Source organism: Amycolatopsis thermophila, from assembly GCF_030814215.1.
In the GTDB taxonomy this organism is placed as follows: domain Bacteria; phylum Actinomycetota; class Actinomycetes; order Mycobacteriales; family Pseudonocardiaceae; genus Amycolatopsis_E; species Amycolatopsis_E thermophila.
Window position 1 is genome coordinate 4267526 of sequence record NZ_JAUSUT010000001.1, and the last position, 20438, is coordinate 4287963.

The following is a 20438-nucleotide window of genomic DNA, read 5'->3' on the forward strand; positions in this document are numbered from 1 at the left end:
CCTGGGCACATGAGGTGGAAAGCAACGATGTGCGGGCTGGGCCTCGTCCTGCTGGCGGCCACGGCCTGCGGCGAGCAGGGCGGCGGCGTCCAGCCGGGGTCCGGGGGAGCGCCGTCCAGCAGCGAAGCCGCTCCCACCGCGCCGACCATCCCGGCCACCGAGCTACCGCCCGTCATGCCCGGCGGGCCGCGGCAGATGCAACCGCCCGCCGACACCACCCCGGTGCCGGCGAGCCGCGTCGACTCGGCGGCGCTGCCGTCCGACTTCCCGCGCGAGGTGTTCGTCAGCGCCGACGGCAGGCAGCTGTTCATCCGCGCCGAGGAGGGCGGGTGCGGGCGCGCCGCCGCCGAGGTCGCCGAGCAGAACGCCCAGCAGGTCGTGGTCGACCTGGTGGAGAGCAGGAGCAACCTGGCCGGGCAGATGTGCACCATGGACATCCGCTACCCGGTGGTGTCGGCGACGCTGTCCGATCCCCTGGGCGAGCGGACCGTCGTGCTCAAGTCCGTCAAGCGAGGTTACTGACCGGTAGTATCCGCCGCATGAAGAAACGCCAGGTCTCGGCCACGCGCACCGTCGCCGCGCCGCCGGAGAAGATCTTCGAGCTGCTCGCGGACCCGTCGAAGCACCCGCTGATCGACGGTTCCGGCACGGTGCTCGCCGCACAGGACGGCGGCCCGGAGCGCCTGTCGCTCGGAGCCCGTTTCGGCATGGACATGAAGATGGGCGCGTCCTACAAGATCCTCAACACGGTCGTCGAGTTCGAGGAGAACCGCCTGATCGCCTGGCGGCACTTCAACGGCCACCGCTGGCGCTGGCAGCTCGAGCCGCGGGACGACGGATCCACCGACGTCACCGAGACCTTCGACTGGTCGACCGCGCGGATCCCGCTGCTGATCGACCTGAGCTTCTTCCCGCGCAAGAACAAGCAGGCCATCGACAAGACGCTCGACCGGATGGTCAAGCTGTTCCAGGCGTGACGAGAAGGGGGCGCCCCCGTCGCGGGTGGCGCCCCCTTCCGCGCTCGGTCAGGAGCGGAAGCTGATCTGCAGCACCGGCTCCGACGTCTCGGCGAAGAAGTCGTTGCCCTTGTCGTCGATGACGATGAACGCCGGGAAGTCCTCGACCTCGATCTTCCACACCGCTTCCATGCCGAGCTCGGGGTACTCGAGCACGTCGACCTTCTTGATGCAGTCCTGCGCCAGCCGCGCCGCCGGGCCACCGATCGAGCCCAGGTAGAACCCGCCGTGCTGCCGGCAGGACGCGGTGACCTGCTGGGAGCGGTTGCCCTTGGCCAGCATGACCAGCGAGCCGCCGGCGGCCTGGAACTGCGCGACGTAGGAGTCCATGCGCCCGGCGGTGGTGGGGCCGAACGAGCCCGACGCGTAGCCGTCCGGGGTCTTGGCCGGCCCCGCGTAGTAGACCGGGTGGTCGCGCAGGTACTGCGGCATCTCCTCGCCGGCCTCGAGCCGTTCCGCGATCTTGGCGTGCGCGATGTCGCGGGCCACGACCAGCGGGCCGGTGAGCGACAGCCGGGTCTTGACGGGCAGCGACGACAGCTGCGCGCGGATCTCGTCCATCGGCCGGTTCAGGTCGACCTGCACGACCTCGTCGGACAGGTCGTCGGTGGTGACGTCCGGCAGGAAGCGGGCCGGGTCGCGCTCGAGCTGCTCGATGAAGATGCCGTCCGCGGTGATCTTCGCCTTGGCCTGGCGGTCCGCCGAGCAGGACACGGCGATGCCGACCGGGCAGGACGCGCCGTGCCGGGGCAGGCGGATCACGCGCACGTCGTGGCAGAAGTACTTGCCGCCGAACTGCGCGCCGATGCCGAACTGCCGGGTCATCTCCAGCACCTGCTGCTCGAGGTCGGTGTCCCGGAAGCCGTGGCCCAGCGGCGACCCCTCGCGCGGCAGGTTGTCCAGGTAGCGGGCCGAGGCGAGCTTGGCGACCTTGAGGTTGTACTCGGCGGACATGCCGCCGACCACGATCGCCAGGTGGTAGGGCGGGCAGGCCGCGGTGCCGAGGCTGCGCAGCTTCTCGTCCAGGAACTTCGCCAGCCGCTTGGGGTTCAGGACGGCCTTGGTCTCCTGGTAGAGGAACGTCTTGTTGGCCGAGCCGCCGCCCTTGGCCATGAACAGGAACTCGTAGGTTGGATCGTCGCTGCCGGCTGTGTTGTCCTTGTGGAACAGCTCGATCTGCGCCGGCAGGTTGGTGCCGGTGTTCTTCTCGTCCCAGAAGCTGACCGGCGCCATCTGCGAGTAGCGCAGGTTGAGCTGCTGGTAGGCGTCGAAGATGCCGCGCGCCAGCGCCTCTTCGTCGTTGCCGCCGGTCAGGACGCCCTCGCTGCGCTTGCCGATGACGATCGCGGTGCCGGTGTCCTGGCACATGGGCAGCACGCCGCCCGCCGAGATGGCCGCGTTGCGGAGCAGGTCCATGGCGACGAACCGGTCGTTGCCGCTGGCCTCGGGGTCGTCGACGATCGCGCGCAGCTGCGCCAGGTGCGACGAGCGCAGCAGGTGCTGGATGTCGGTGATGGCGGTGCGGGCGAGCTCGGTCAGCGCGGCGGGTTCGACTTCCAGGAACTTCCGTCCGGCGGCCTCGACTACCCGGACCCCCTCGGCGGTCACGAGACGGTACTCGGTCTCGTGATCCGGGCCGAGCGGCAGCACGTCGGTGTACTGGAAGGTGGTGGTGGTCACTCGGGCTCCCTTGCAGGCAATTCGGGCCCTTGACGTTACCGCCTGCGCGTGCTTGCCCACGTAGAGGTGTGGCGCGCACCTCGCTGCGGGAGACCGTGATCCCGGGCAACTCCGGGCCGCCCCCGAAAAGTCGGAAGGCCGGGCCCACCCCGACGGACCCGACCTTCCGGGGCAAGCGGCCGGGAGCACAAGGCACCCGCCGCGAAGTCACCGTCCGAAGGACGTGAAAAACCCACAAACCGTTGCTTCCACGGTGACGTGACCTACGTCATACGTCAACGCGGCCGATCGGGTTGTTCGTGAACGCCGGACAGGGCCACCCCGCGTTGCGGGATGGCCCTGGTGTTCCCCCGGCCGTGTCCGGAAACCCGTCAGCTGGCGTAGGCGCGCAGGCGCTCGGCCCGCTCGCCCTGGCGCAGCTTCGACATGACCTCGCGTTCGATCTGGCGGACCCGCTCGCGGGACAGCCCGAAGTGCTTGCCGATCTGGTCCAGCGTGCGCGGCTGGCCGTCGTCGAGGCCGTAGCGCATCCGGATGACCTGCTGCTCGCGCTCGTCGAGCGTGGCCAGCACGCGGCGCAGGTCGTCCTGCAGCAGGCCCGAGATCACGGCGCTCTCGGCGTCGGTGGCCTCGGAGTCCTCGATGAAGTCGCCCAGCGGGGCGTCCTCGTCGGTGCCGACCGGCATGTCCAGGCTCACCGGGTCGCGGGCGTGGTCGAGCAGGTCGGCGACCTTCTCGGCCGGGATGCCGGACTCGGCGGCCAGCTCCTCGTTGGTGGCCTCACGGCCGAGCTGCTGGTGCAGGTCGCGCTTGATGCGGGCCAGCTTGTTGACCTGCTCCACGAGGTGCACGGGCAGCCGGATGGTGCGGCCCTGGTCGGCCATGCCGCGGGTGATGGCCTGGCGGATCCACCACGTCGCGTACGTCGAGAACTTGAACCCCTTGGAGTAGTCGAACTTCTCCACCGCGCGGATCAGACCCAGGTTCCCCTCCTGGATCAGGTCGAGCAGCGGCATCCCCCGTCCCGTGTAGCGCTTGGCCAGCGACACGACCAGCCGGAGGTTGGCCTCCAGCAGGTGGTTCTTCGCCCGGTGGCCGTCGCGCACGAGCGCCTGCAGCTCCTTGCGCCGCTGCGGGCTCAGCTTCGGCGTGGTGTCGAGCATGTGCTGCGCGAACACCCCGGCCTCGATGCGCTTGGCGAGCTCGACCTCGTCGGCGGCGGACAGCAGCGCGGTCTTGCCGATCCCGTTGAGGTAGACCCGCACGAGGTCCGCGGCCGGGCCCTGGGCGTCGAGATCCGCATCGAGGTTCGGCGAAGGGCGTACGCTGGTCTCGACGGGCTCGGTTTCGGGCTCGGGGACCTCACGAGTCGGGCGCTCGAGAGTCTGTACTGACATGTTCTGCCTCCCCGGTCACGGGCGGACACGTTCGGTGCGTCACACCGGCTCCTGCGCCGCGTGGGTGGATCCTGTGGAGTGCTCCACCCCCGCGGAGCCCAGCTCGTCGGCTGGACACTGGTTCCAACGCCGGCTGTTGCCAAAACGTTCCCGCGTTCTCGACTTCAGGACGGGGGAATACCGGACCGGGTTGCTCGACCAAAGCTGAGGTTTTGCTGAGAAGCCCGATCCTGCCGGATGTGGTCTAGACCTCGACGAGGACCGTGAACGGTCCGTCGTTGACGCTGTGCACCGCCATGGCGGCGCCGAATTTCCCCGTCGCCACACGGGCTCCGCGGTTGCGCAGCTCCGCGACCACGCGGTCGAACAGGGCCAGCGCGGCATCCGGGCGCGCCGCCTGCGTCCACGATGGACGGCGACCTTTGCGGGTGTCGCCGTACAGCGTGAATTGGCTCACCACCAGCAGCGGGGCGTCCGCGGTGGCGCACGACTCCTCGTCGCGCAGGATGCGCAGCTCGTGCAGCTTGCGCGCCATGGTGACCGCTTTGTCCTCGGTGTCCGAGACGTGCACGCCCAGCAGGACCAGCAGCCCGGGCTCCGCGATCGCGCCGACGACCTCGTCCTCGACGGTGACGCTCGCCTCCGTCACCCGCGCCGCGACGGCCCTCACACCGCCTCCAGGAAGCCGTGCCGCACCAGTTCACGCACCAGCGGCAGCGCGCCCTCGGTCAGCGCCTCCTCGTCCAGCCCGTGCCCGGCGGCCAGCAGCGACAGCAGGTCCGACAGCGGCAGCGCGCCCCGGCACCCGGCCAGCAGCGCGGCGACCGGTTCGTCGACCTCGTGCTGCCACCCCGGCCCGTCCGAGCGGTGCAGGCGCAGCACCGTGGTGTCCCAGCCCTCGTCGCCAGGCGCGGACACCCGCTCCAGCAGCACCGTCTCCGGCACCCGGAACCGCGTGTCCAGCAGCTCGTGGCCGTGGTCGCGCAGCCAGTCCACCCGGTCCAGCCACGCGCCCGCCTCCGGGCCCAGCGGGTCGTCGTAGGCCTGGCGCAGGTCCTCGCACACCACGGTCGGGTGGCCGGCGCCGGTCCGACGCAGGGTGACGAACCCGAAGCCGACGCCCTGGACCTTGTGCTCGGCGAACCAGTCGAGCCAGTCGGCGGCCTTGGCCCGGCCACGGTCGGAGCGGGGATCGATCCCCGCGTCCCGCAGCCAGGTGCCGACGTACAGGCCGGGGTCGGCGACGTCGCGCTGCACGAACCACGCGTCGGTGCCCTTGGGCAGCCAGCGGGTCACCCGGTCGGCCCAGTCCTCGCCGTCCACGTGCAGCCAGGACGCGAGCAGCTGGCCGGTGCCGCCTTCGCTCAGGAAACCGGGCAGCTGCCGGACCACCAGCGCGCTCGCGTCGTCGCCGCCCAGGCCGGAGTCCCGGTAGGTGTAGTCGACGCGCGGCGGGCCCACCACGAACGGGGGGTTGCACACGATCTGGTCGAACCGGCGGCGCGCGACCGGCGCGAACCACTCGCCCCGCACCAGTTCGACGTCCAGCTCGTTGAGGCGGAACGTCGCGTCCGCCAGTGCCAGCGCCCGTTCCGACACGTCGGTCGCCGTCACGCGCCGCGCGTGCCGGGTCGCGTGCAGCGCCTGGACGCCGTTGCCCGTGCCCAGGTCCAGCAGGGTGCCCACGGGCCGCCGGGTGGTGGCGCGGATCAGGCTGAGCGACGCGTGCCCGACGCCGAGCACGTGCTCCGGCGGTACCTCCGTGCCGAGTGCGTCGGAGTCCAGGTCCGACACCACCCACCACGACCCCTGCTCGTCGCCGTGCGGGCGGACGTCCAGGCCGGCGCGCAGCCGGTCCGGCCCGCCGCGCAGGAGCCCGGCCGCCAGCGCGTCGGCGAGCGGGACGGGCGCCAGCGCCGCGCGCACCGCGGCCTCCGGTTCCGCGGCGCCGAGCAGGAACAGGCGGATGAGCGTGCCGAGTTCGCCGGCGTCCGCGCTGGCCCGGAAGGCCAGTTCGGGCTCGCCGCGCCCCAGCGCCGCGTGCGCGGCCCCGCCGAGCGCACCGACCACGCCGTCGGCGTCGTAGCCGGTGCGCCGGAACGCCTCGCGCAGCCGGGCCAGGAAGTCGTCGGAGAACCGGGGAATGCTCACGGCCGGTAATCCTCCCACGCCGGGTGCCGGCGCTGTGCTGTGATGGGCGGCATGACGACCACGGACCTGGAGACGGTGCTCGCCGGGCTCGACCCGCTGCTGCCGGACCTCGAGGAGCTGTACGTCGACCTGCACCGGCACCCCGAGCTGTCCTTCGCCGAGCACCGCACCGCGGCGGCGCTCGCCGGCCGCCTGCGCGAGGCCGGTTACGACGTGCGCACGGGGATCGGCGGGACCGGCGTGGCGGGGGTGCTGCGCAACGGCGACGGCCCGGTCGTGATGCTGCGCGCGGACATCGACGCGCTGCCGGTGGCGGAGAAGACCGGATTGCCGTACGCGAGCGCGGTGCGCGCGCCCGGCCCCGACGGCGACGAGGTCCCGGTGATGCACGCGTGCGGCCACGACATGCACGCCACCTGGCTCGACGGCGCGGCCCGGCTGCTGGCGTCGCGGCGGGACGCCTGGTCGGGCACGCTCGCCGTGGTCTTCCAGCCCGGTGAGGAGGCCGGCGAGGGCGCCGAGGCCATGGTGCGCGACGGCCTGTTCGACTTCACCGGCACGCCCGAGGTGGTGCTGGGCCAGCACGTCGCGCCCGGGCCGGCCGGCTGGGTGCTGACCCGGCCGGGGGTGCTGATGGCGGCGACCGACGCGCTGCGGGTCGTGCTGCACGGCCGCGGCGGGCACGGCTCGCGCCCGGAGACGACGGTCGACCCGGCGGTGCTGGCCGCGTCGGTGGTGATGCGGTTGCAGACGATCGTGTCGCGCGAGATCGCGGCCACCGAGCAGGCCGTCGTCACGGTCGGGGCGATGCACGTGGGCACGGCGCACAACGTGATCGCCGACGAGGCGGTGCTCGAGGTCAACGTCCGGACCTTCGACGAGCAGGTCCGCCGCCGGGTGCTGGCCGCGATCGAGCGGATCGTCCACGGCGAGGCGGCGGCTGCGGGCGCGCCCCGCGAGCCGGAGATCAGGCCGATCGCGACCTTCCCGGTGACCGCCAACGACGACGGCGCGAACGGGACCCTCACCGCCGCGTTCACCGGGCACTTCGGCGACGGGCGAGTGCTGGAGGCGCCGCTGGTCACCGGCAGCGAGGACTTCGGCGAGTTCGGCCGCGCGGCCGGGGCGAAGTCGGTGTTCTGGCTGGTCGGCGGGCTGGACCAGGACACGGTCCTGCGCGCGATGGCGGACGGGCGGTTCGAGCGGGACGTGCCGTCGAACCATTCGCCGCACTTCGCGCCCGTCCTGCACCCGACGCTGCGGGCCGGGGTGGAGACACTGGTCGTGGCCGCCCTCACGTTCTTGTCGGTGGGCGGTGGCACGCTCGCCGCATGACCGAGATACCCGCCGCCAACTACGCGCTGCCGTGGTCCGGCGACACGCGCCCGCCCCTGCCGAAGACCGGTGACGAGCGCGAGATCCTCACCGCCTACCTGGACTGGCACCGGCAGACCTTCGAACTCAAGTGCGCCGGGGTGCCGGCGGATCGCCTGTCCGGCAAGCCCGTCCCGCCCTCGGGCCTGAGCCTGCACGGACTGGCGCGCCACCTCGCGGGCGTCGAGCGGTGGTGGTTTCGCATCCAGTTCCGCGGCGAGGACGTGCCCCACCTGTACTACTCCGACGACGATCCGGACCAGGACTTCGAGCGGCTGGACGGCGATCCGGCGGAGGCGCTGGCGGTGTGGCGCGCCGAATGCGAGGTGTCGCGGCGGATCGTGGCCGACGCGCCCTCGCTGGACGTCACGGGCGTGCACGCGGCGTCCGGCGAGCCGATCTCGCTGCGGCGCATCATCGTGCACCTGCTCGCCGAGTACGCGCGCCACAACGGCCACGCCGACCTGCTGCGAGAACGGATCGACGGGGCCACCGGGTACTGACGGCGGCCTCCGGTGTCAGAGCGGTGTCAGGGCCGTGTCAGGCGAGCCGGAGATCGTGGTGACAACACACCGCCACGAAAGGAACTCCAGAATGAGCGCAACGGCCGACATCCCGCACGGCCTCCCCGTGGAGCGCGACGCCGGTCCCTTCGACCCGCCCCGCGAGATCACCCGGTTGCGCGAAGCCCGCCCGGTCAGCCCGCTGGTCTTCCCCGACGGTCACGAGGGCTGGCTCGTCACCGGCTATGAAGCGGTCCGGCAGCTCATGGCCGACACCCGGTTCAGCTCGCGCCTGGACCTCGGCGTCGTCCACGTGCCGTACGAGACCCCCGGCATGCCCGCCGCCACCGAACCGTCCCCGCAGATCCCCGGCATGTTCATCGCGATGGACCCGCCGGACCACAGCAGGCTCCGGCGCAGGCTGACCGGCGCGTTCACCGTCAAGCGGATGAAGGCGCTCGAGGAGCACATCGCCGAGATCGTCGAGCGGCAACTGGACCACCTGGCGGGCCTGACCCCGCCGGTCGACCTGGTCGAGGAGTTCGCACTCCCGGTGCCGTCGCTGGTGATCTGCGAACTGCTCGGCGTGCCCTACGCCGACCGGGACACCTTCCAGGCCGACTCGGCCCGGTTCATGGTCCGGGAGCAGTCGCTCGAGGAGAAGATGGGTGCCTACGTCGCGCTGAACACCTACCTGGCCGAACTGGTCACGGCCAAGCGCGCCGACCCGGGCGAGGACATCCTGTCCGACCTGGCCCGCCACGACGACCTCACCGTCGAGGAGCTGACCGGGGCTGCCTTCCTGCTGCTGCTCGCGGGACACGAGACCACGGCCAACATGCTGTCGCTGGGCACGTTCGCGCTGCTGGAGCACCCGGACCAGCTGGCCGAACTGCGCGACGACCCGGAGCTGATGCCCGGCGCCGTCGAGGAACTCATGCGCTACCTGTCCGTCGCCGACATCTTCTACCGCTACGCCACCGACGACCTCGAGCTCGGCGGCGAGACGATCACCAAGGGCTCGACCGTCGTCGTCTCCCTGCTGGCCGCCAACCGCGACCCCCAGCGGTTCGACAACCCGGACGAGCTGGACATCCACCGCACGGCTCGCGGCCACGTGGGGTTCGGCCACGGCGTGCACCAGTGCCTCGGCCAGCAGCTCGCCCGCATCGAGATGCGCGCCGGTTTCCAGGCGCTGCTGCGCCGCTTCCCGAACCTCGAACTCGCCGTGCCCGCCGACGAGGTCAAGCTCCGGACCGACATGAACATCTACGGCGTCCACGAGCTCCCGGTCACCTGGACCGGCACCGCGCAGTAGGCCCGCCCGGCCCGACGGCGGCGCGGCCGGGCTGCGGATCGGCGAGGGCGCCCCTGCCCGTGCCGGACCGGCCCGCCGACCAGGTCAAGGTCTACGCCCGCACCCGGCGCGACGACGTCGTCGTCCACCTCGGCGAACGCCTGAGCGATTTATCCCCACCCGAGTGTCGCCGGTGCGGGCGAAGTGGCAGCATGGACAGCACAGGAGGTGGTCGCGGTGAACAGGTCCCCCCGGGGCACCGGAGACGAGGACACCCCCGTTCTCATCACCGAAGCCGCCCCTTCCTACGAGGACGAGCACGCGGCCCGCAAGCGCAAGTACATGCTGATGATGGGCATGCGGTTCCCGTGCCTGGTGCTGGCCGGCCTCTTCTACCACACCTGGTGGCTCGCGCTGCTGTTCATCGTCGTCTCGATCCCGCTGCCGTGGGTCGCGGTGCTGATCGCCAACGACCGTCCCCCGCGCAAGTCGGAGAAGGTCAGCCGCTACCACCGCAACGCGAAGGCGCTCGAACGCCGGGAACACCGCGTCATCGACGGCTGAGCCGGCCGGGTGGGCGCGGCGCGCCCACCGAGCCGGAACTCAGGGCTGTGCGCCCACTTTCGTCACCGCCCGCGCGCCCAGCCGCACGCCCGTCCGCAGGACGTCCACAGTGGACTCGTGGCGCAACCAGGCGGCCAGCACGCCGGCGTCGAAGGCATCGCCCGCGCCTGTGGAGTCCACGCACTCCGCGTCCTGCGCGGGTACGCTGGTCACGCCCGAACGGTCCACCCACGTCGCGCCGTCGAGCCCGGCGGTCACGACCACGGCGCCGACGTCGTCCAGCAACGCCTTCGCCGACGCGGGCTCGGCGGAACCGGTCAGCGCCTGCAGTTCCGCGGTGTTGGGCATCAGCAGGTCCGTCCCGCGCACGTCGTCCAGGAACGCCCGCGGGTCGGTGATCAGCGCGGCAGCCTGCGGGTCCACCGACGTCGTCAGCCCGGCCTCCTTCGCCGCCGCCAGCGCGGCCAGCCCGGCCGGCCGCGACGACGGGTCGAGCAGCACGTACCCGGACAGGTGCAGGTGGTCCGCCGTGGCCAGCACGGCCGGATCGACGTCCGCCGGCGAGAACCGCCCGTTGGCGCCCCGGTCCGGCAGCATGCTCCGCTGACCCGAGCCGTCCACCAGCACCACGACACAGCACGTGGGCGCGGACGCGTCGACCGCGAACGCGCACGACACGCCCGCGGCCTCCAGCTCGGACCGCATCAGGCGGCCGCCGGCGTCGTCGCCGACGCGCGCGATCAGCGTCGTCGGGACACCGGCCGCGGCCAGCCACAGCGCCGTGTTCGCGCCCGCGCCGCCACCGGCCAGCCGCACCCGCGAGCGCGAGTCGCCGCCGTACACGATCGGACCCTCGTGCCGGGCCACCACGTCCAGCCCGGCGTCCCCGACCACCACGACGGTCACGCGAGCTCCACCGCGACCTCGGCGGCGACCCGCGCGTTGTCCACGACCAGCGCCTCGTTGGCGTCCAGGCTCGCGCCGCCACTGGCGGTGTGGAAGTGCTCGAGCAGCACCGGGGTCACGTCCTTGCCGTGCACGCCGCGCGCGGACAGCAGCGCCAGCCCCTCGGCCAGCAGACGGTCGTGCAGCTCGGCGTCCATCTCGGCCGCGGCCGGGATCGGGTTGGCCAGCAGCACCCCCGACGACGCGTACCGCCGGTGCGCGGCCACCACCGCCGCGGCCGCGGCCGGATCGTCGACCTGCCACGGCACCGGGAAACCGGACGTCCGGCGGTAGAACGCGGGGAACTCGGCGGTGCCGTATCCGAGGACCGGCACCGAGTTGGTCTCCAACACCTCCAGGGTCGCGGCGATGTCCAGCACCGACTTCACCCCGGAGCACACGACCAGCACGGGGACGCGCGCCAGCACCCCCAGGTCGGCCGACACGTCCCAGGACTCGCCGGTGCCGAGGTGCACGCCGCCCAGTCCGCCGGTGGCGAACACGCCGATCCCGGCCGCGTGCGCGAGCGCGGACGTGCTCGCCACGGTGGTCGCGCCGGAGCGGCCGAGCCCGACCGCGGGACCGAGGTCACGCAGGGAGAGCTTGTCCAGGCCGGCGTCGGCGGCGCACACGCGTTCCAGCTGGGCGCGGGACAGGCCCGCGTACGGGACGCCGTCGAGCACCGCGATCGTGGCCGGCACCGCACCGGCCTCGCGGACGGTGTCCTCCAACCGGGCAGCGACGTCGAGGTTGCGGCCCGGGGGCAGGCCGTGGGACAGGATGGTGCTTTCCAGCGCGACGACCGCGCGGCCGCTGTGGACGGCGTCGGCGACCTCGTCGGAGAGGGCTATCGGGGGTGTTCCGGTCACGGGGAACCATCTTCACCGACGGCGTCCGGTGAAGTCCCAGCGGGTGGGCGAGCCGCCGAAGTCCCGTTCGTCGAGGCCGAACACCCACCGCGGGCGCACCCGCACGGTCGCGTTGACGCCGGGGTCGAGGAAGTCCGGGCCGAAGTCCGTCCGGTACTTCGCGTTCAGGGCGCCCAGGAACGCCTGCCGGGACACGGTGTCCCGCACGACCCGGGCGACACCCTCGACCACCACCGGGTTGAGGGCGTCGTCGGTGGAGATCGTCACGGCCGGGTTGGCCTCCAGGTTGCGGATCTTGCGGGCCGCCTTCGACGACGAGAACCACAGCGCCTCGTCGTGCCACACGGCCCAGACCGGCATCAGGTGCGGCCGCCCGTCCGGCCACACCGTCGCCACCCAGTAGTCGTGGGAGCCGCGCAGCCGGTTCTCCGCCCACGACCAGGGCAGCAGTCCGGTGCCCTGGTCCGCGGGGAGCGTGCCGTAGCCGGGCATGTGCGGCCGGGACGCGCGGGGAACGGCCATCGGCGGATCACCCCCTTCACCCCAGATACTGCGCCACACCCCCGCCGAACGACCAGTCCGCCTCGTGGTTCTCGGTCACGCAGATCAGCAGGTTGCGCGGCTCGATCCCGGTGCGTTGCGACACCAGTTCGGCGATCCGCGCGTAGAGCGCCTTCTTCTTCTCGTACGTGCGGCCCACGCGCATGGTCAGGCTGATGAACACCACCCCGTCGTCGCGCCGGATCCCCAGGTAGGCCGGGTCGTAGCGGAGGTGGCCGTCCGTCCGGGTGATGATCTGGAAGAAGTCGTCGTGGGGGACGTCGATCGTCTCGGTCATCGCCTGGTGGACCGCGTCCCCGAGGGCCACCAGCGTCTTGTCGTCGTGAGTGGGCAGGGCGTCGATGCGAACGAGAGGCATGCCCGCACTGTACATACTAGTAGGTACAGAAGGCCAGAGTGTCGCCCGTGCCGGGGGCTGCGGCAAAATGGGGGCATGAGCACTTCGACGCTGCCCGAGGTAGACACCCGCCCGGAGTCGACCGAGGAGACCGACAGCGATCAGCCGAAGGTCTTCCACTACGTGCGCAAGGACAAGATCGCCGAGAGCGCGGTCATGGGCACGTACGTGGTGGCGCTGTGCGGCGAGGTCTTCCCCGTCACCCGCTCGCCCAAGCCCGGCTCGCCCGTGTGCCCGGCCTGCAAGGAGATCTACGAGGGCTTGCGCCCCGGCCCCGACGGCGAGGACTGATCGGCGAGGTCGCCCTCGTCCCCGGACGCGGGTGGCTGCTCGTGCTTGCGCGGCTTCCGCAGCGGCTGCGTCGTGCGCTCCCACAGTGACGGGTGGTCGTCACGCATGCGCTCCTTCGCGCGCTCCATCTCCAGGCGCCGCCACTTTCGGCGCTGGCGGCGGGTCATCTTCGCCGGCCACAGCTCCTGGATCGCGGAGTTGAAGTAGGCGCCGCCCACGATGGCCATGCCGATGAAGAACGTGAACAGCAGGAACGCGATCGGCGTGGCCAGCGCGCCGTAGGTGTAGCCGGTGCTGGTGATCCACGACAGGTAGATCCGCAGCCCGATGCTGGCGAGCAGGAAGATCACCATCGCCAGCACCGCGCCGGGCAGCCCGCGGTGCCACGGCAGCCGTCGCGGCAGGGCCAGCTTGTACAGGGTCGCCACCGCGAGGACCAGCAGGACGCCGATCACCGGGTAGTAGAGCCAGCTGATCCACGTCGTGATCGTCGGCGCCCAGCTGTCCGGCAGGAAGTCGATCAGGATGTTCGGCCCGATCGCGATGACCGGCAGGCCCACGACCAGCAGGATCAGGCTGGCCAGGTAGAGCAGCAGCGCGAAGATCCGTTGCCACACCTCGTTGCGCACGCCGTACTGGTCGTGCGCGACGGTGATCGCGTCGACGAACGACGACATCGCCGACGAACCGGCCCACAGCGAGATCAGGAAGCCCACCGAGACGATCTCACCCTTGCCGATGGTCAGGATGTCGTCGACCGTGGGTTCGATGATCTGGCCGACCACGTTGCCGCTGAAGATCTTGTCGGCGAAGGTGATGATCCGGTCGTGCACCGTGGTCACGAACCCCGGGCCGAACCAGTCGCCCATGAAGCCCAGGCTGCCCAGCAGCCCGAGCAGCAGCGGCGGCAGCGACAGCGTCTGCCAGAACGCCGCCTCGGCCGACTCGGAGAAGATGTTGCCTTCCCACGCCTTGCTGAAGGTGCGGCTGATCAGGCGTGCCGGACCCTTGCGGCGGGCTGCACCCTCGGCGGGCTCGCTGGACGGTGGAGTCATGTCACCCTCAAGCATGGCGGAACGGGCGGGATTTGGCTTGTCAAGCCCTGTGGCGTGTTCAACTCCGCCGTGCCGTTCGCGGCCGTTGTCGGTGGGTGCGGGTAATCTCCGTTGAGCCGCCCTCACCCCCGTCCGGCATCGCGGCCGGGCAGTTCCGTGGGGGCATTCGCATGTCGCGTTCCATCGTCGGCGAGAGGAGGGGGAGGAATCCCTTGTCGGACACGGCCCAGGGTAATCGGACCGGTCAGGGTTTCGTCGCACCCGAGCCCCAGCACGACTCCACCGCCCGCCCGCTGCGGGCGTGGCAGCGCCGCGCGCTGACGAAGTACCTGAGCACCAAGCCGCAGGACTTCCTCGCCGTCGCGACCCCGGGCGCCGGGAAGACGGTGTTCGGGCTGCGCATCGCCGCCGAGCTGCTGTCCGACCGCACGGTCGAGTCGATCACGATCGTGACCCCGACCGAGCACCTCAAGCACCAGTGGGCCGCCTCCGCCGCGATGGCCGGCATCCCCATCGACTCGAACTACCGCAACGGGCAGGGCGCCGTCGCGGCCGACTACCGCGGCGTGGCTCTGACCTACGCCCAGGTCGCCGCCCACCCGACGCTGCACCGCGTGCGCACCGAGGGCCGCAAGACGCTGGTCATCCTCGACGAGATCCACCACGGGGGTGATGCGAAGAGCTGGGGCGACGCGATCCGCGAGGCGTTCACCCCGGCCGTGCGGCGGCTGGCGCTGACCGGGACCCCGTTCCGCAGCGACGACTCGCCCATCCCGTTCGTCACCTACGAGCCGGACGGGGACGGCTCGCTGCGCAGCAAGGCCGATCACTCCTACGGCTACGCCGACGCGCTCGCCGACGGCGTCGTCCGCCCCGTCGTGTTCCTCGCCTACAGCGGCGAGGCGTCCTGGCGCACCAGCGCCGGGGAGGAGTTCACCGCGCGGCTGGGCGAGCCGCTGACGGCCGAACAGACCGCCCGCGCGTGGCGCACCGCGCTCGACCCGGGCGGCGAGTGGATCCCGTCGGTCCTGCAGGCGGCCGACACGCGGCTGCAGCAGCTGCGCAGCGGCGGCATCCCGGACGCCGGCGGCCTGGTGATCGCCACTGACCAGGAGTCCGCGCGCGCCTACGCCAGGATCCTGGCCCGCATCACCGGTGAGGCGCCCACGGTGGTGCTCTCCGACGACCCGAAGGCGACGGCGCGGATCAGCGAGTTCTCCGAGTCCACCGACCGCTGGCTGGTCGCGGTGCGCATGGTGTCCGAGGGAGTCGACGTGCCGCGCCTGGCCGTCGGCGTCTACGCGACGAGCGCGTCCACGCCGCTGTTCTTCGCGCAGGCCATCGGCCGGTTCGTGCGGGCCCGGCGCAAGGGCGAGACGGCGAGCGTGTTCCTGCCGAGCGTGCCGGTGCTGCTGGAGCTGGCCAGCGAGCTGGAGGCCCAGCGCGACCACGTGCTCGGCAAGCCGCACCGGGAGAAGGACGGCTGGGACGACGAGCTGCTGGCGCAGGCCAACCGCACCGAGGACGAGCCCGGCGAGGAGGAGAAGGCGTTCACCTCGCTGGGCGCCTCGGCCGAGCTGGACCAGGTGATCTACGACGGCAACTCGTTCGGGACCGCGGTGTTCTCCGGCAGCGAGGAGGAGCAGGAGTACCTCGGCCTGCCCGGCCTGCTGGAGCCGGACCAGGTTCGGGCGCTGCTGCGCAAGCGGCAGGAGGAGCAGCTCGCCGACGCCAACCGCCGCAAGCCGGCCAACGAGCCGGTCCCGCCACCAGCGCCGAAGCCGCAGTCGGTCAACGAGCGGATCGCCGCGCTGCGCAAGGAGCTGAACACCCTGGTCGGCATGTACCACCACCGCACGCGCAAGCCGCACGGCGCGATCCACAACGAGCTGCGCCGGGCGTGCGGCGGCCCGCCCACCGCGATGGCGTCGCTGGAGCAGCTCGAGGAGCGGATCGCTACCCTGCGTTCCTGGTGAGCCGCGCTCGGTGCGCGAGGGGCGCCGAGCAGCAGGGCCGACCGCGTGCCGGTGGCCGCGTGCTCCGTTCCCGCTGTGACGACGGGCACACCGGGCTGAAGCAACAAAGCGGGCGCCCGGGAGGTCCCGGGCGCCCGCTCATCGGTCTGGGGTGGTGCTCAGCCGCGCTGGATCTCCGCAGCGATCTCCTTGAGCTTCGACTCGTACTCGCGGGCGTGGTGGCCGCAGAAGAGCAGCTCGCCACCGCTGGTGAGGATGGCTCGTACCTGTGCTGCGGCGCCGCACCGGTCACAACGGTCGGCTGCGGTCAACTCGGGGCGGGTGAGCGTCGGTGATGTCATTGGAGTCTCCCTCCGTCCCGGCATCGGCTGCCCGATGCCATCAATCCAGCGGCGACCACTTCGGCCCTGCGGTTGCCCGTCGGCTCCGCGGTGTTCGCTGGCCTCCACTCTTGCAGACGCTGAGCGCCTGGCAAGTGTTCCCGGCTGTGTGGGATGTGTGTCACGCAGAATTACCCCGGATGTCGTAGATCAATCCCGCCAGTGCCGTGCACAAACCCCATCGCGACCCCGTTTTCCGTGGTCAGGACCAGTGCGAGCAGGCGGAACCCGGCTCGCCGGAACGCCTGTCAAGCGGCCGCGCGGACGGGCTTGTTCGTTCTCAGCGGAATTCGTGTGGGTGCTCCCGGGCGGGATCGTGATCAGTCCGTAGGCGAAAGCATCCCCCGCGCGGGGCAGCGTGAGACACTGCGGAGCATGACGAAGCAGGCGTCCGCGGCCGCCAAGGACCTGGCGGCGGCCGGGGTCGGCGGGACGCAGATCGCCTGGGCCGACAACAACGGCATCCCGCGGTCGCGGATCGTGCCGTTGAGCGGCCTGGCCGGCGCGGCGACGCGCGGCGTCGGCATCACGGCGTTGTTCGCCGTCTTCGACACCCACGACGGCATCACGTTCGCGCACCCCGGGCTCCCGACACCGTCGGGTGACGTCCGTCTCGTCCCGGTGGTCGACCGGCTCCGGCGGCTCGCCGGGCAGCCCGCGCTCGCCTGGGCTCCCGGGCGGCAGATCGCCGCCGACGGGTCGCCGTGGCCCTACTGCCAGCGCACCGCTCTGGAGAACGTGGTGGCCGTCACGTTCGAGCGGGGTTACGAGATCCGCGCCGGCTTCGAGATGGAGTTCGCGGTGGCGCCCGCCGGAGCCACCGGCATCGCGTCCTCGCCCGGGCACCCCGGTCCCGCGTACAGCCCGCACGCGCTGATCCCGCTCGACGAGTTCGTCGCCACGCTGCTGCACGACTTCGACGCCAACGGCCTGCGGCTGAACCAGTTCCACGCCGAGTACGGGCCGGCGCAGCTGGAGCTTTCGCTCGCCGCGACCGATCCGGTGTCCGCGGCCGACGACCAGCTGCTGGCCCGGCAGACCCTGCACGCCGCGGCGCACAAGCACGGCCTGCGGCTGAGCTTCGCGCCGATCGTGAGCCCGGAGGCCGCCGGCAACGGGTGGCACCTGCACACCTCGGTGTGGCGCAGGGGCCGCAACCTGCTGGCCGGCGAGGGGGTGCCCGGCGCGGAGGGCGCCGGCTACATCGCCGGCCTGCTGCGCGACCTGCCCGCCGTCACGGCCGTCACCGCGCCGAGCGTGCCCTCCACCCTGCGGCTCAGGCCCGGCTACTTCGCCAGCGCGTACGCGTTCTGGGGCGTGGAGAACCGGGAAGCGCCGCTGCGGTACGTGCCGGGGACGCGGCTGCTCGGCGAAGACCACGCCAACGTCGAGCTGAAGCCGTGCGACGCCTCGGCGAACCCGTACCTGGCGCTCGCCGCCGTGATCACGGCCGGGGTCGCCGGGCTGGTGGAAGGGCTTTCCCTCCCGGATCCGGTCGGCGAGGACCCGGGGACCTGGCCGCCCGGCCGCCGGGCGGCGGCGGGGATCGACCGCCTGCCGGCCACACCCGGCGAACAGGACGCCGCGCTCGCCGCCTCCGCGCGGATGCGCGAGGCGCTGGGGGAGGAGCTGCTCGGCGCGTTCCGCGCGGTGCGGGCCGCCGACCGCCGCTGGGCCGCCGACCGGCCGCTCGAGGACGTCGTCGCCGCCCACCTGTGGCGGTACTAGTGTCTCTGCTGGACGAGGTGCGCTGGTTCCCCGGCGCCGTGCGCCTGGTCGCCCTCGCGCGAGCGGAGATGCCGCAGCAGAAGAGCGAGTCAGCGGCCTTCGTGACGCTGGTTTCCCTGCGGGCGCACGGGTTCGAGCTCGCGGGCCAGGACGACACGGCGTGCGCCGGTGCCGCACCGGCCACCGCCGCGGAGGCGATCGGGACGCTCTCCGGCGGGCGGCTCACGGCGGTGGTCGCCCAGGGGGAGTGGACCGCGAGCGCGCTGAAGGCGATCCTCGCCGGCGTGCCCGAGCTGCCCGACGTGACACTGGTGGCCTTCGTGGACACCGAGGACTTCGGGGCGCCGGACACGCCGGAGCGCGCCCTGCGCGACTACCTGGAGGGCGGCCTGCCGCCCTTCTGGGGTTCCCGTTGGCGCGCAAGGCATTGCGTGTTCCTCGGCGGCACCATCGAGGGTGCGGGCACGCTGGTGGCCATTGTGGACGGCTACCGCTCGTTCGGCCGGGACGGCGTGCACCTGCAGCTGCTCGACCGGGTCGCCGCGGCCCTGCGCGGGCTGCTGCTGGTGGTGCCCGCCGCCGACGCGCCCGCGGCGCGGGCACTGGTCGCGCGGGCGGGTTTCACCCCTTAGGCGCGAGCCGGGAGTGCCGGCGGCCGTAGGCGAAGTAGACGACCAGCCCGACGGCGAGCCAGACGGCGAACCGGATCCAGGTCATCACGTCGAGGTTGAGCATCAGGTACAGGCACGCGAGCGCGGCGATGATCGGCAGGACCGGCGACAGCGGAACCGTGAACGGCCGCTTGAGGTCCGGGCGCTTGCGGCGCAGGACGGGCACCGCGACCGCGACGATCACCATCGCCGACAGGGCGCCGATCGAGACCATGTCGGACAGCTCGGTGATCGGGATGAACGCGGCGAGCAGGGCGATGAGGACGGCGCCACCGATCGTCATCCGGTGCGGCGTGCCCCACCGCGGGTGCGTGGTGCCGATCGGTTCGGGCAGCAGGCCGTCGCGTCCCATCGCGAAGCCGATGCGGCCGATGGTGACCAGTTCGACCATCATGACCGAGGTCAGGCCGGTGACCGCGCCGAGCGAGATGAGGGCGCTGACCCAGTGCTGGCCGACGGAGTCGAAGGCGGACGCCAGCGGGGCGCCCTCGTCGATATCGGTGAACGGCACCATGCCGGTGAGCACGAGCGAGACGCCGATGTAGAGCAGGGCGCACACCGCGAGCGCGCCGAGGATGCCGATGCGCAGGTCCTTGTGCGGGTTGCGGGTCTCCTCGCCGAGGTTGGCCAGCGCCTCGAACCCCGTGTAGGCGAAGAACACGATCGCCGCGGCGGAGACGACGCCACCGATGCCGTAGACGGACTGTTCGAGCCCGAGGCCCGCTTGGACGACCGGCTGGTGCAGGACGCTCGCCCCGCTCTCGCCGGGCCGGGCGGGCGGGATGAACGGGGTCAGGTTGGCGCCCTTGATGAAGAACACGCCCACGGCGAGGATCAGGACGCACACCGCGACCTTCACGAGCACCAGAAGGTTCGTCACCCGGGCCGATTCGCGGATGCCCAGCACGGCGATGACCGTGAGGATGGCGATGATCGCCACCGCGCCCACGTTCACGGTCGCCTCCTCGCCGAACCACTGTTGCGGCAGGCCGAGGAGGTTGGCGAGGTACCCGGACCACCCGCGGGACACGACCGCCGCTCCGAGGGCGAACTCGAGGAGCAGGTCCCACCCGATGATCCACGCGAACACCTCGCCCAGGGTCGCGAAGGCGTAGGTGTAGGCACTGCCCGCCGTGGGCACGCTCGAGGCCAGCTCGGCGTAACAGAGAGCAGCGAAGCCCGCGACGACGGCCCCGATGACGAACGACAAGGTCACGGCCGGTCCGGCGTGCGTCTTGGCCTCGACGCCCGCGAGGGTGAAAATGCCGGTGCCGATGATGATCCCGACGCCGAAGCCCACCAGATCCCGGGCGCGCAACCGGCGCTTCAGCTCGCCGGATTCCTGGCGGGCGAGGATTTCGTTCACATCGAGCGTTCGGGTGATACCCATGCCAGAACGTTAGAAGATCACGAAGGCCCCCGCAGCGCGGCACACGCTTGCTGTGACCCGAACCGCCCAACCAGCGGGCGCGGAAGCGCCCTGCCCCAAAGAGAGCTGGGTGGTCATCCCGTCGCCTGAGGCCGTCAGATCACTGTGAGCCAGGCCCGCACCCTGCGCCGGGTCCGGCGGCCGAAAGACCAAA

The 20438-nt window shown here is 71.9% G+C and carries 21 protein-coding genes; 10 read left to right on the forward strand and 11 right to left on the reverse strand.

The annotated features are described in order from the left end of the window. Positions 1-9 precede the first annotated feature (9 nt). Positions 10-522 carry a hypothetical protein gene (locus FB470_RS20880; protein ID WP_306993978.1) on the forward strand — a complete coding sequence of 171 codons (513 nt, stop codon included), beginning with the start codon at positions 10-12 and terminating at the stop codon, positions 520-522. A gap of 17 nt (positions 523-539) precedes the next feature. Further along, complete coding sequence (locus FB470_RS20885) at positions 540-977, forward strand: SRPBCC family protein (protein ID WP_306993981.1); 438 nt, start codon at positions 540-542, stop codon at positions 975-977. A gap of 48 nt (positions 978-1025) precedes the next feature. Here the strand turns inward: FB470_RS20885 and FB470_RS20890 are convergent, their stop codons facing one another. The 4 genes from FB470_RS20890 to FB470_RS20905 form a co-directional block, all read right to left on the reverse strand. After that, on the reverse strand, positions 1026-2696 hold the full coding sequence (locus tag FB470_RS20890; protein ID WP_306993983.1) for a fumarate hydratase: 1671 nt from the start codon (positions 2694-2696) through the stop codon (positions 1026-1028). A gap of 371 nt (positions 2697-3067) precedes the next feature. Further along, the gene (locus FB470_RS20895; RefSeq protein WP_306993985.1) at positions 3068-4093 is read right to left on the reverse strand and encodes a sigma-70 family RNA polymerase sigma factor; all 1026 of its coding nucleotides are present in this window, start codon (positions 4091-4093) and stop codon (positions 3068-3070) included. A gap of 244 nt (positions 4094-4337) precedes the next feature. Then, positions 4338-4763, reverse strand: a complete 426-nt coding sequence (gene dtd, locus FB470_RS20900; protein WP_306993986.1) for a D-aminoacyl-tRNA deacylase — start codon at positions 4761-4763, stop codon at positions 4338-4340. After that, positions 4760-6244, reverse strand: coding sequence for a class I SAM-dependent methyltransferase (locus tag FB470_RS20905; RefSeq protein WP_306993987.1), 1485 nt, complete (start codon positions 6242-6244; stop codon positions 4760-4762). Before FB470_RS20905 ends, dtd begins: the two co-directional genes overlap by 4 nt. Positions 6245-6295: 51 nt before the next feature. Here FB470_RS20905 and FB470_RS20910 point away from each other — a divergent pair, with 51 nt between their 5' ends. The 4 genes from FB470_RS20910 to FB470_RS20925 all read left to right on the forward strand — a co-directional run bounded on the left by FB470_RS20910 (position 6296) and on the right by FB470_RS20925 (position 9982). Next, complete coding sequence (locus FB470_RS20910) at positions 6296-7579, forward strand: amidohydrolase (protein ID WP_306993988.1); 1284 nt, start codon at positions 6296-6298, stop codon at positions 7577-7579. After that, complete coding sequence (locus FB470_RS20915) at positions 7576-8121, forward strand: DinB family protein (RefSeq protein ID WP_306993990.1); 546 nt, start codon at positions 7576-7578, stop codon at positions 8119-8121. The genes FB470_RS20910 and FB470_RS20915 overlap by 4 nt, the downstream gene beginning before the upstream one ends. A 91-nt stretch (positions 8122-8212) precedes the next feature. Then, entirely contained in the window at positions 8213-9439 is a 1227-nt protein-coding gene (locus FB470_RS20920) for a cytochrome P450 (protein ID WP_306993992.1), read from the forward strand. Between the two features lie 207 nt (positions 9440-9646). Continuing rightward, positions 9647-9982, forward strand: a complete 336-nt coding sequence (locus tag FB470_RS20925) for a DUF3099 domain-containing protein (protein WP_306999401.1) — start codon at positions 9647-9649, stop codon at positions 9980-9982. A 39-nt stretch (positions 9983-10021) separates the two neighbouring features. Here the strand turns inward: FB470_RS20925 and FB470_RS20930 are convergent, their stop codons facing one another. The 4 genes from FB470_RS20930 to FB470_RS20945 are packed head-to-tail and all read right to left on the reverse strand — an operon-like array spanning position 10022 to position 12715. Next, positions 10022-10888: a carbohydrate kinase family protein gene (locus tag FB470_RS20930; RefSeq protein ID WP_306993993.1), complete on the reverse strand. Its 867-nt coding sequence runs from the start codon at positions 10886-10888 to the stop codon at positions 10022-10024. Beyond that, positions 10885-11796 carry a pseudouridine-5'-phosphate glycosidase gene (locus FB470_RS20935; RefSeq protein WP_306993995.1) on the reverse strand — a complete coding sequence of 304 codons (912 nt, stop codon included), beginning with the start codon at positions 11794-11796 and terminating at the stop codon, positions 10885-10887. Before FB470_RS20935 ends, FB470_RS20930 begins: the two co-directional genes overlap by 4 nt. A 12-nt stretch (positions 11797-11808) precedes the next feature. Beyond that, positions 11809-12318: a pyridoxamine 5'-phosphate oxidase family protein gene (locus FB470_RS20940; protein WP_306993996.1), complete on the reverse strand. Its 510-nt coding sequence runs from the start codon at positions 12316-12318 to the stop codon at positions 11809-11811. Positions 12319-12334: 16 nt separating this feature from the next. Further along, complete coding sequence (locus tag FB470_RS20945; protein ID WP_306993998.1) at positions 12335-12715, reverse strand: tautomerase family protein; 381 nt, start codon at positions 12713-12715, stop codon at positions 12335-12337. A gap of 75 nt (positions 12716-12790) precedes the next feature. Here FB470_RS20945 and FB470_RS20950 point away from each other — a divergent pair, with 75 nt between their 5' ends. Continuing rightward, entirely contained in the window at positions 12791-13045 is a 255-nt protein-coding gene (locus tag FB470_RS20950) for a DUF3039 domain-containing protein (RefSeq protein WP_094009025.1), read from the forward strand. Here FB470_RS20950 and FB470_RS20955 read toward each other — a convergent pair. Beyond that, entirely contained in the window at positions 13006-14100 is a 1095-nt protein-coding gene (locus FB470_RS20955; RefSeq protein WP_306994002.1) for a YihY/virulence factor BrkB family protein, read from the reverse strand. The genes FB470_RS20950 and FB470_RS20955 overlap by 40 nt on opposite strands. 212 nt (positions 14101-14312) lie before the next feature. Between FB470_RS20955 and FB470_RS20960 the strand changes: the two genes are divergently transcribed. Next, on the forward strand, positions 14313-16076 hold the full coding sequence (locus FB470_RS20960; RefSeq protein ID WP_306994004.1) for a DEAD/DEAH box helicase: 1764 nt from the start codon (positions 14313-14315) through the stop codon (positions 16074-16076). A 158-nt stretch (positions 16077-16234) separates the two neighbouring features. Here the strand turns inward: FB470_RS20960 and FB470_RS20965 are convergent, their stop codons facing one another. Continuing rightward, on the reverse strand, positions 16235-16417 hold the full coding sequence (locus FB470_RS20965; protein ID WP_306994006.1) for a DUF7455 domain-containing protein: 183 nt from the start codon (positions 16415-16417) through the stop codon (positions 16235-16237). A gap of 414 nt (positions 16418-16831) precedes the next feature. Here FB470_RS20965 and FB470_RS20970 point away from each other — a divergent pair, with 414 nt between their 5' ends. Together FB470_RS20970 and FB470_RS20975 are read left to right on the forward strand one after the other, a co-directional pair. Then, on the forward strand, positions 16832-18184 hold the full coding sequence (locus FB470_RS20970; RefSeq protein ID WP_306994008.1) for a type I glutamate--ammonia ligase: 1353 nt from the start codon (positions 16832-16834) through the stop codon (positions 18182-18184). Beyond that, positions 18184-18816 (forward strand): DUF6885 family protein, encoded by a 633-nt coding sequence (locus FB470_RS20975; RefSeq protein ID WP_306994009.1) that lies wholly within the window; start codon positions 18184-18186, stop codon positions 18814-18816. The genes FB470_RS20970 and FB470_RS20975 overlap by 1 nt, the downstream gene beginning before the upstream one ends. On the opposite strand, the gene FB470_RS20980 is transcribed toward FB470_RS20975, so the two are convergent. Continuing rightward, positions 18806-20245: an amino acid permease gene (locus FB470_RS20980; RefSeq protein ID WP_306994011.1), complete on the reverse strand. Its 1440-nt coding sequence runs from the start codon at positions 20243-20245 to the stop codon at positions 18806-18808. The genes FB470_RS20975 and FB470_RS20980 overlap by 11 nt on opposite strands. Between the last annotated feature and the right edge of the window lie 193 nt (positions 20246-20438).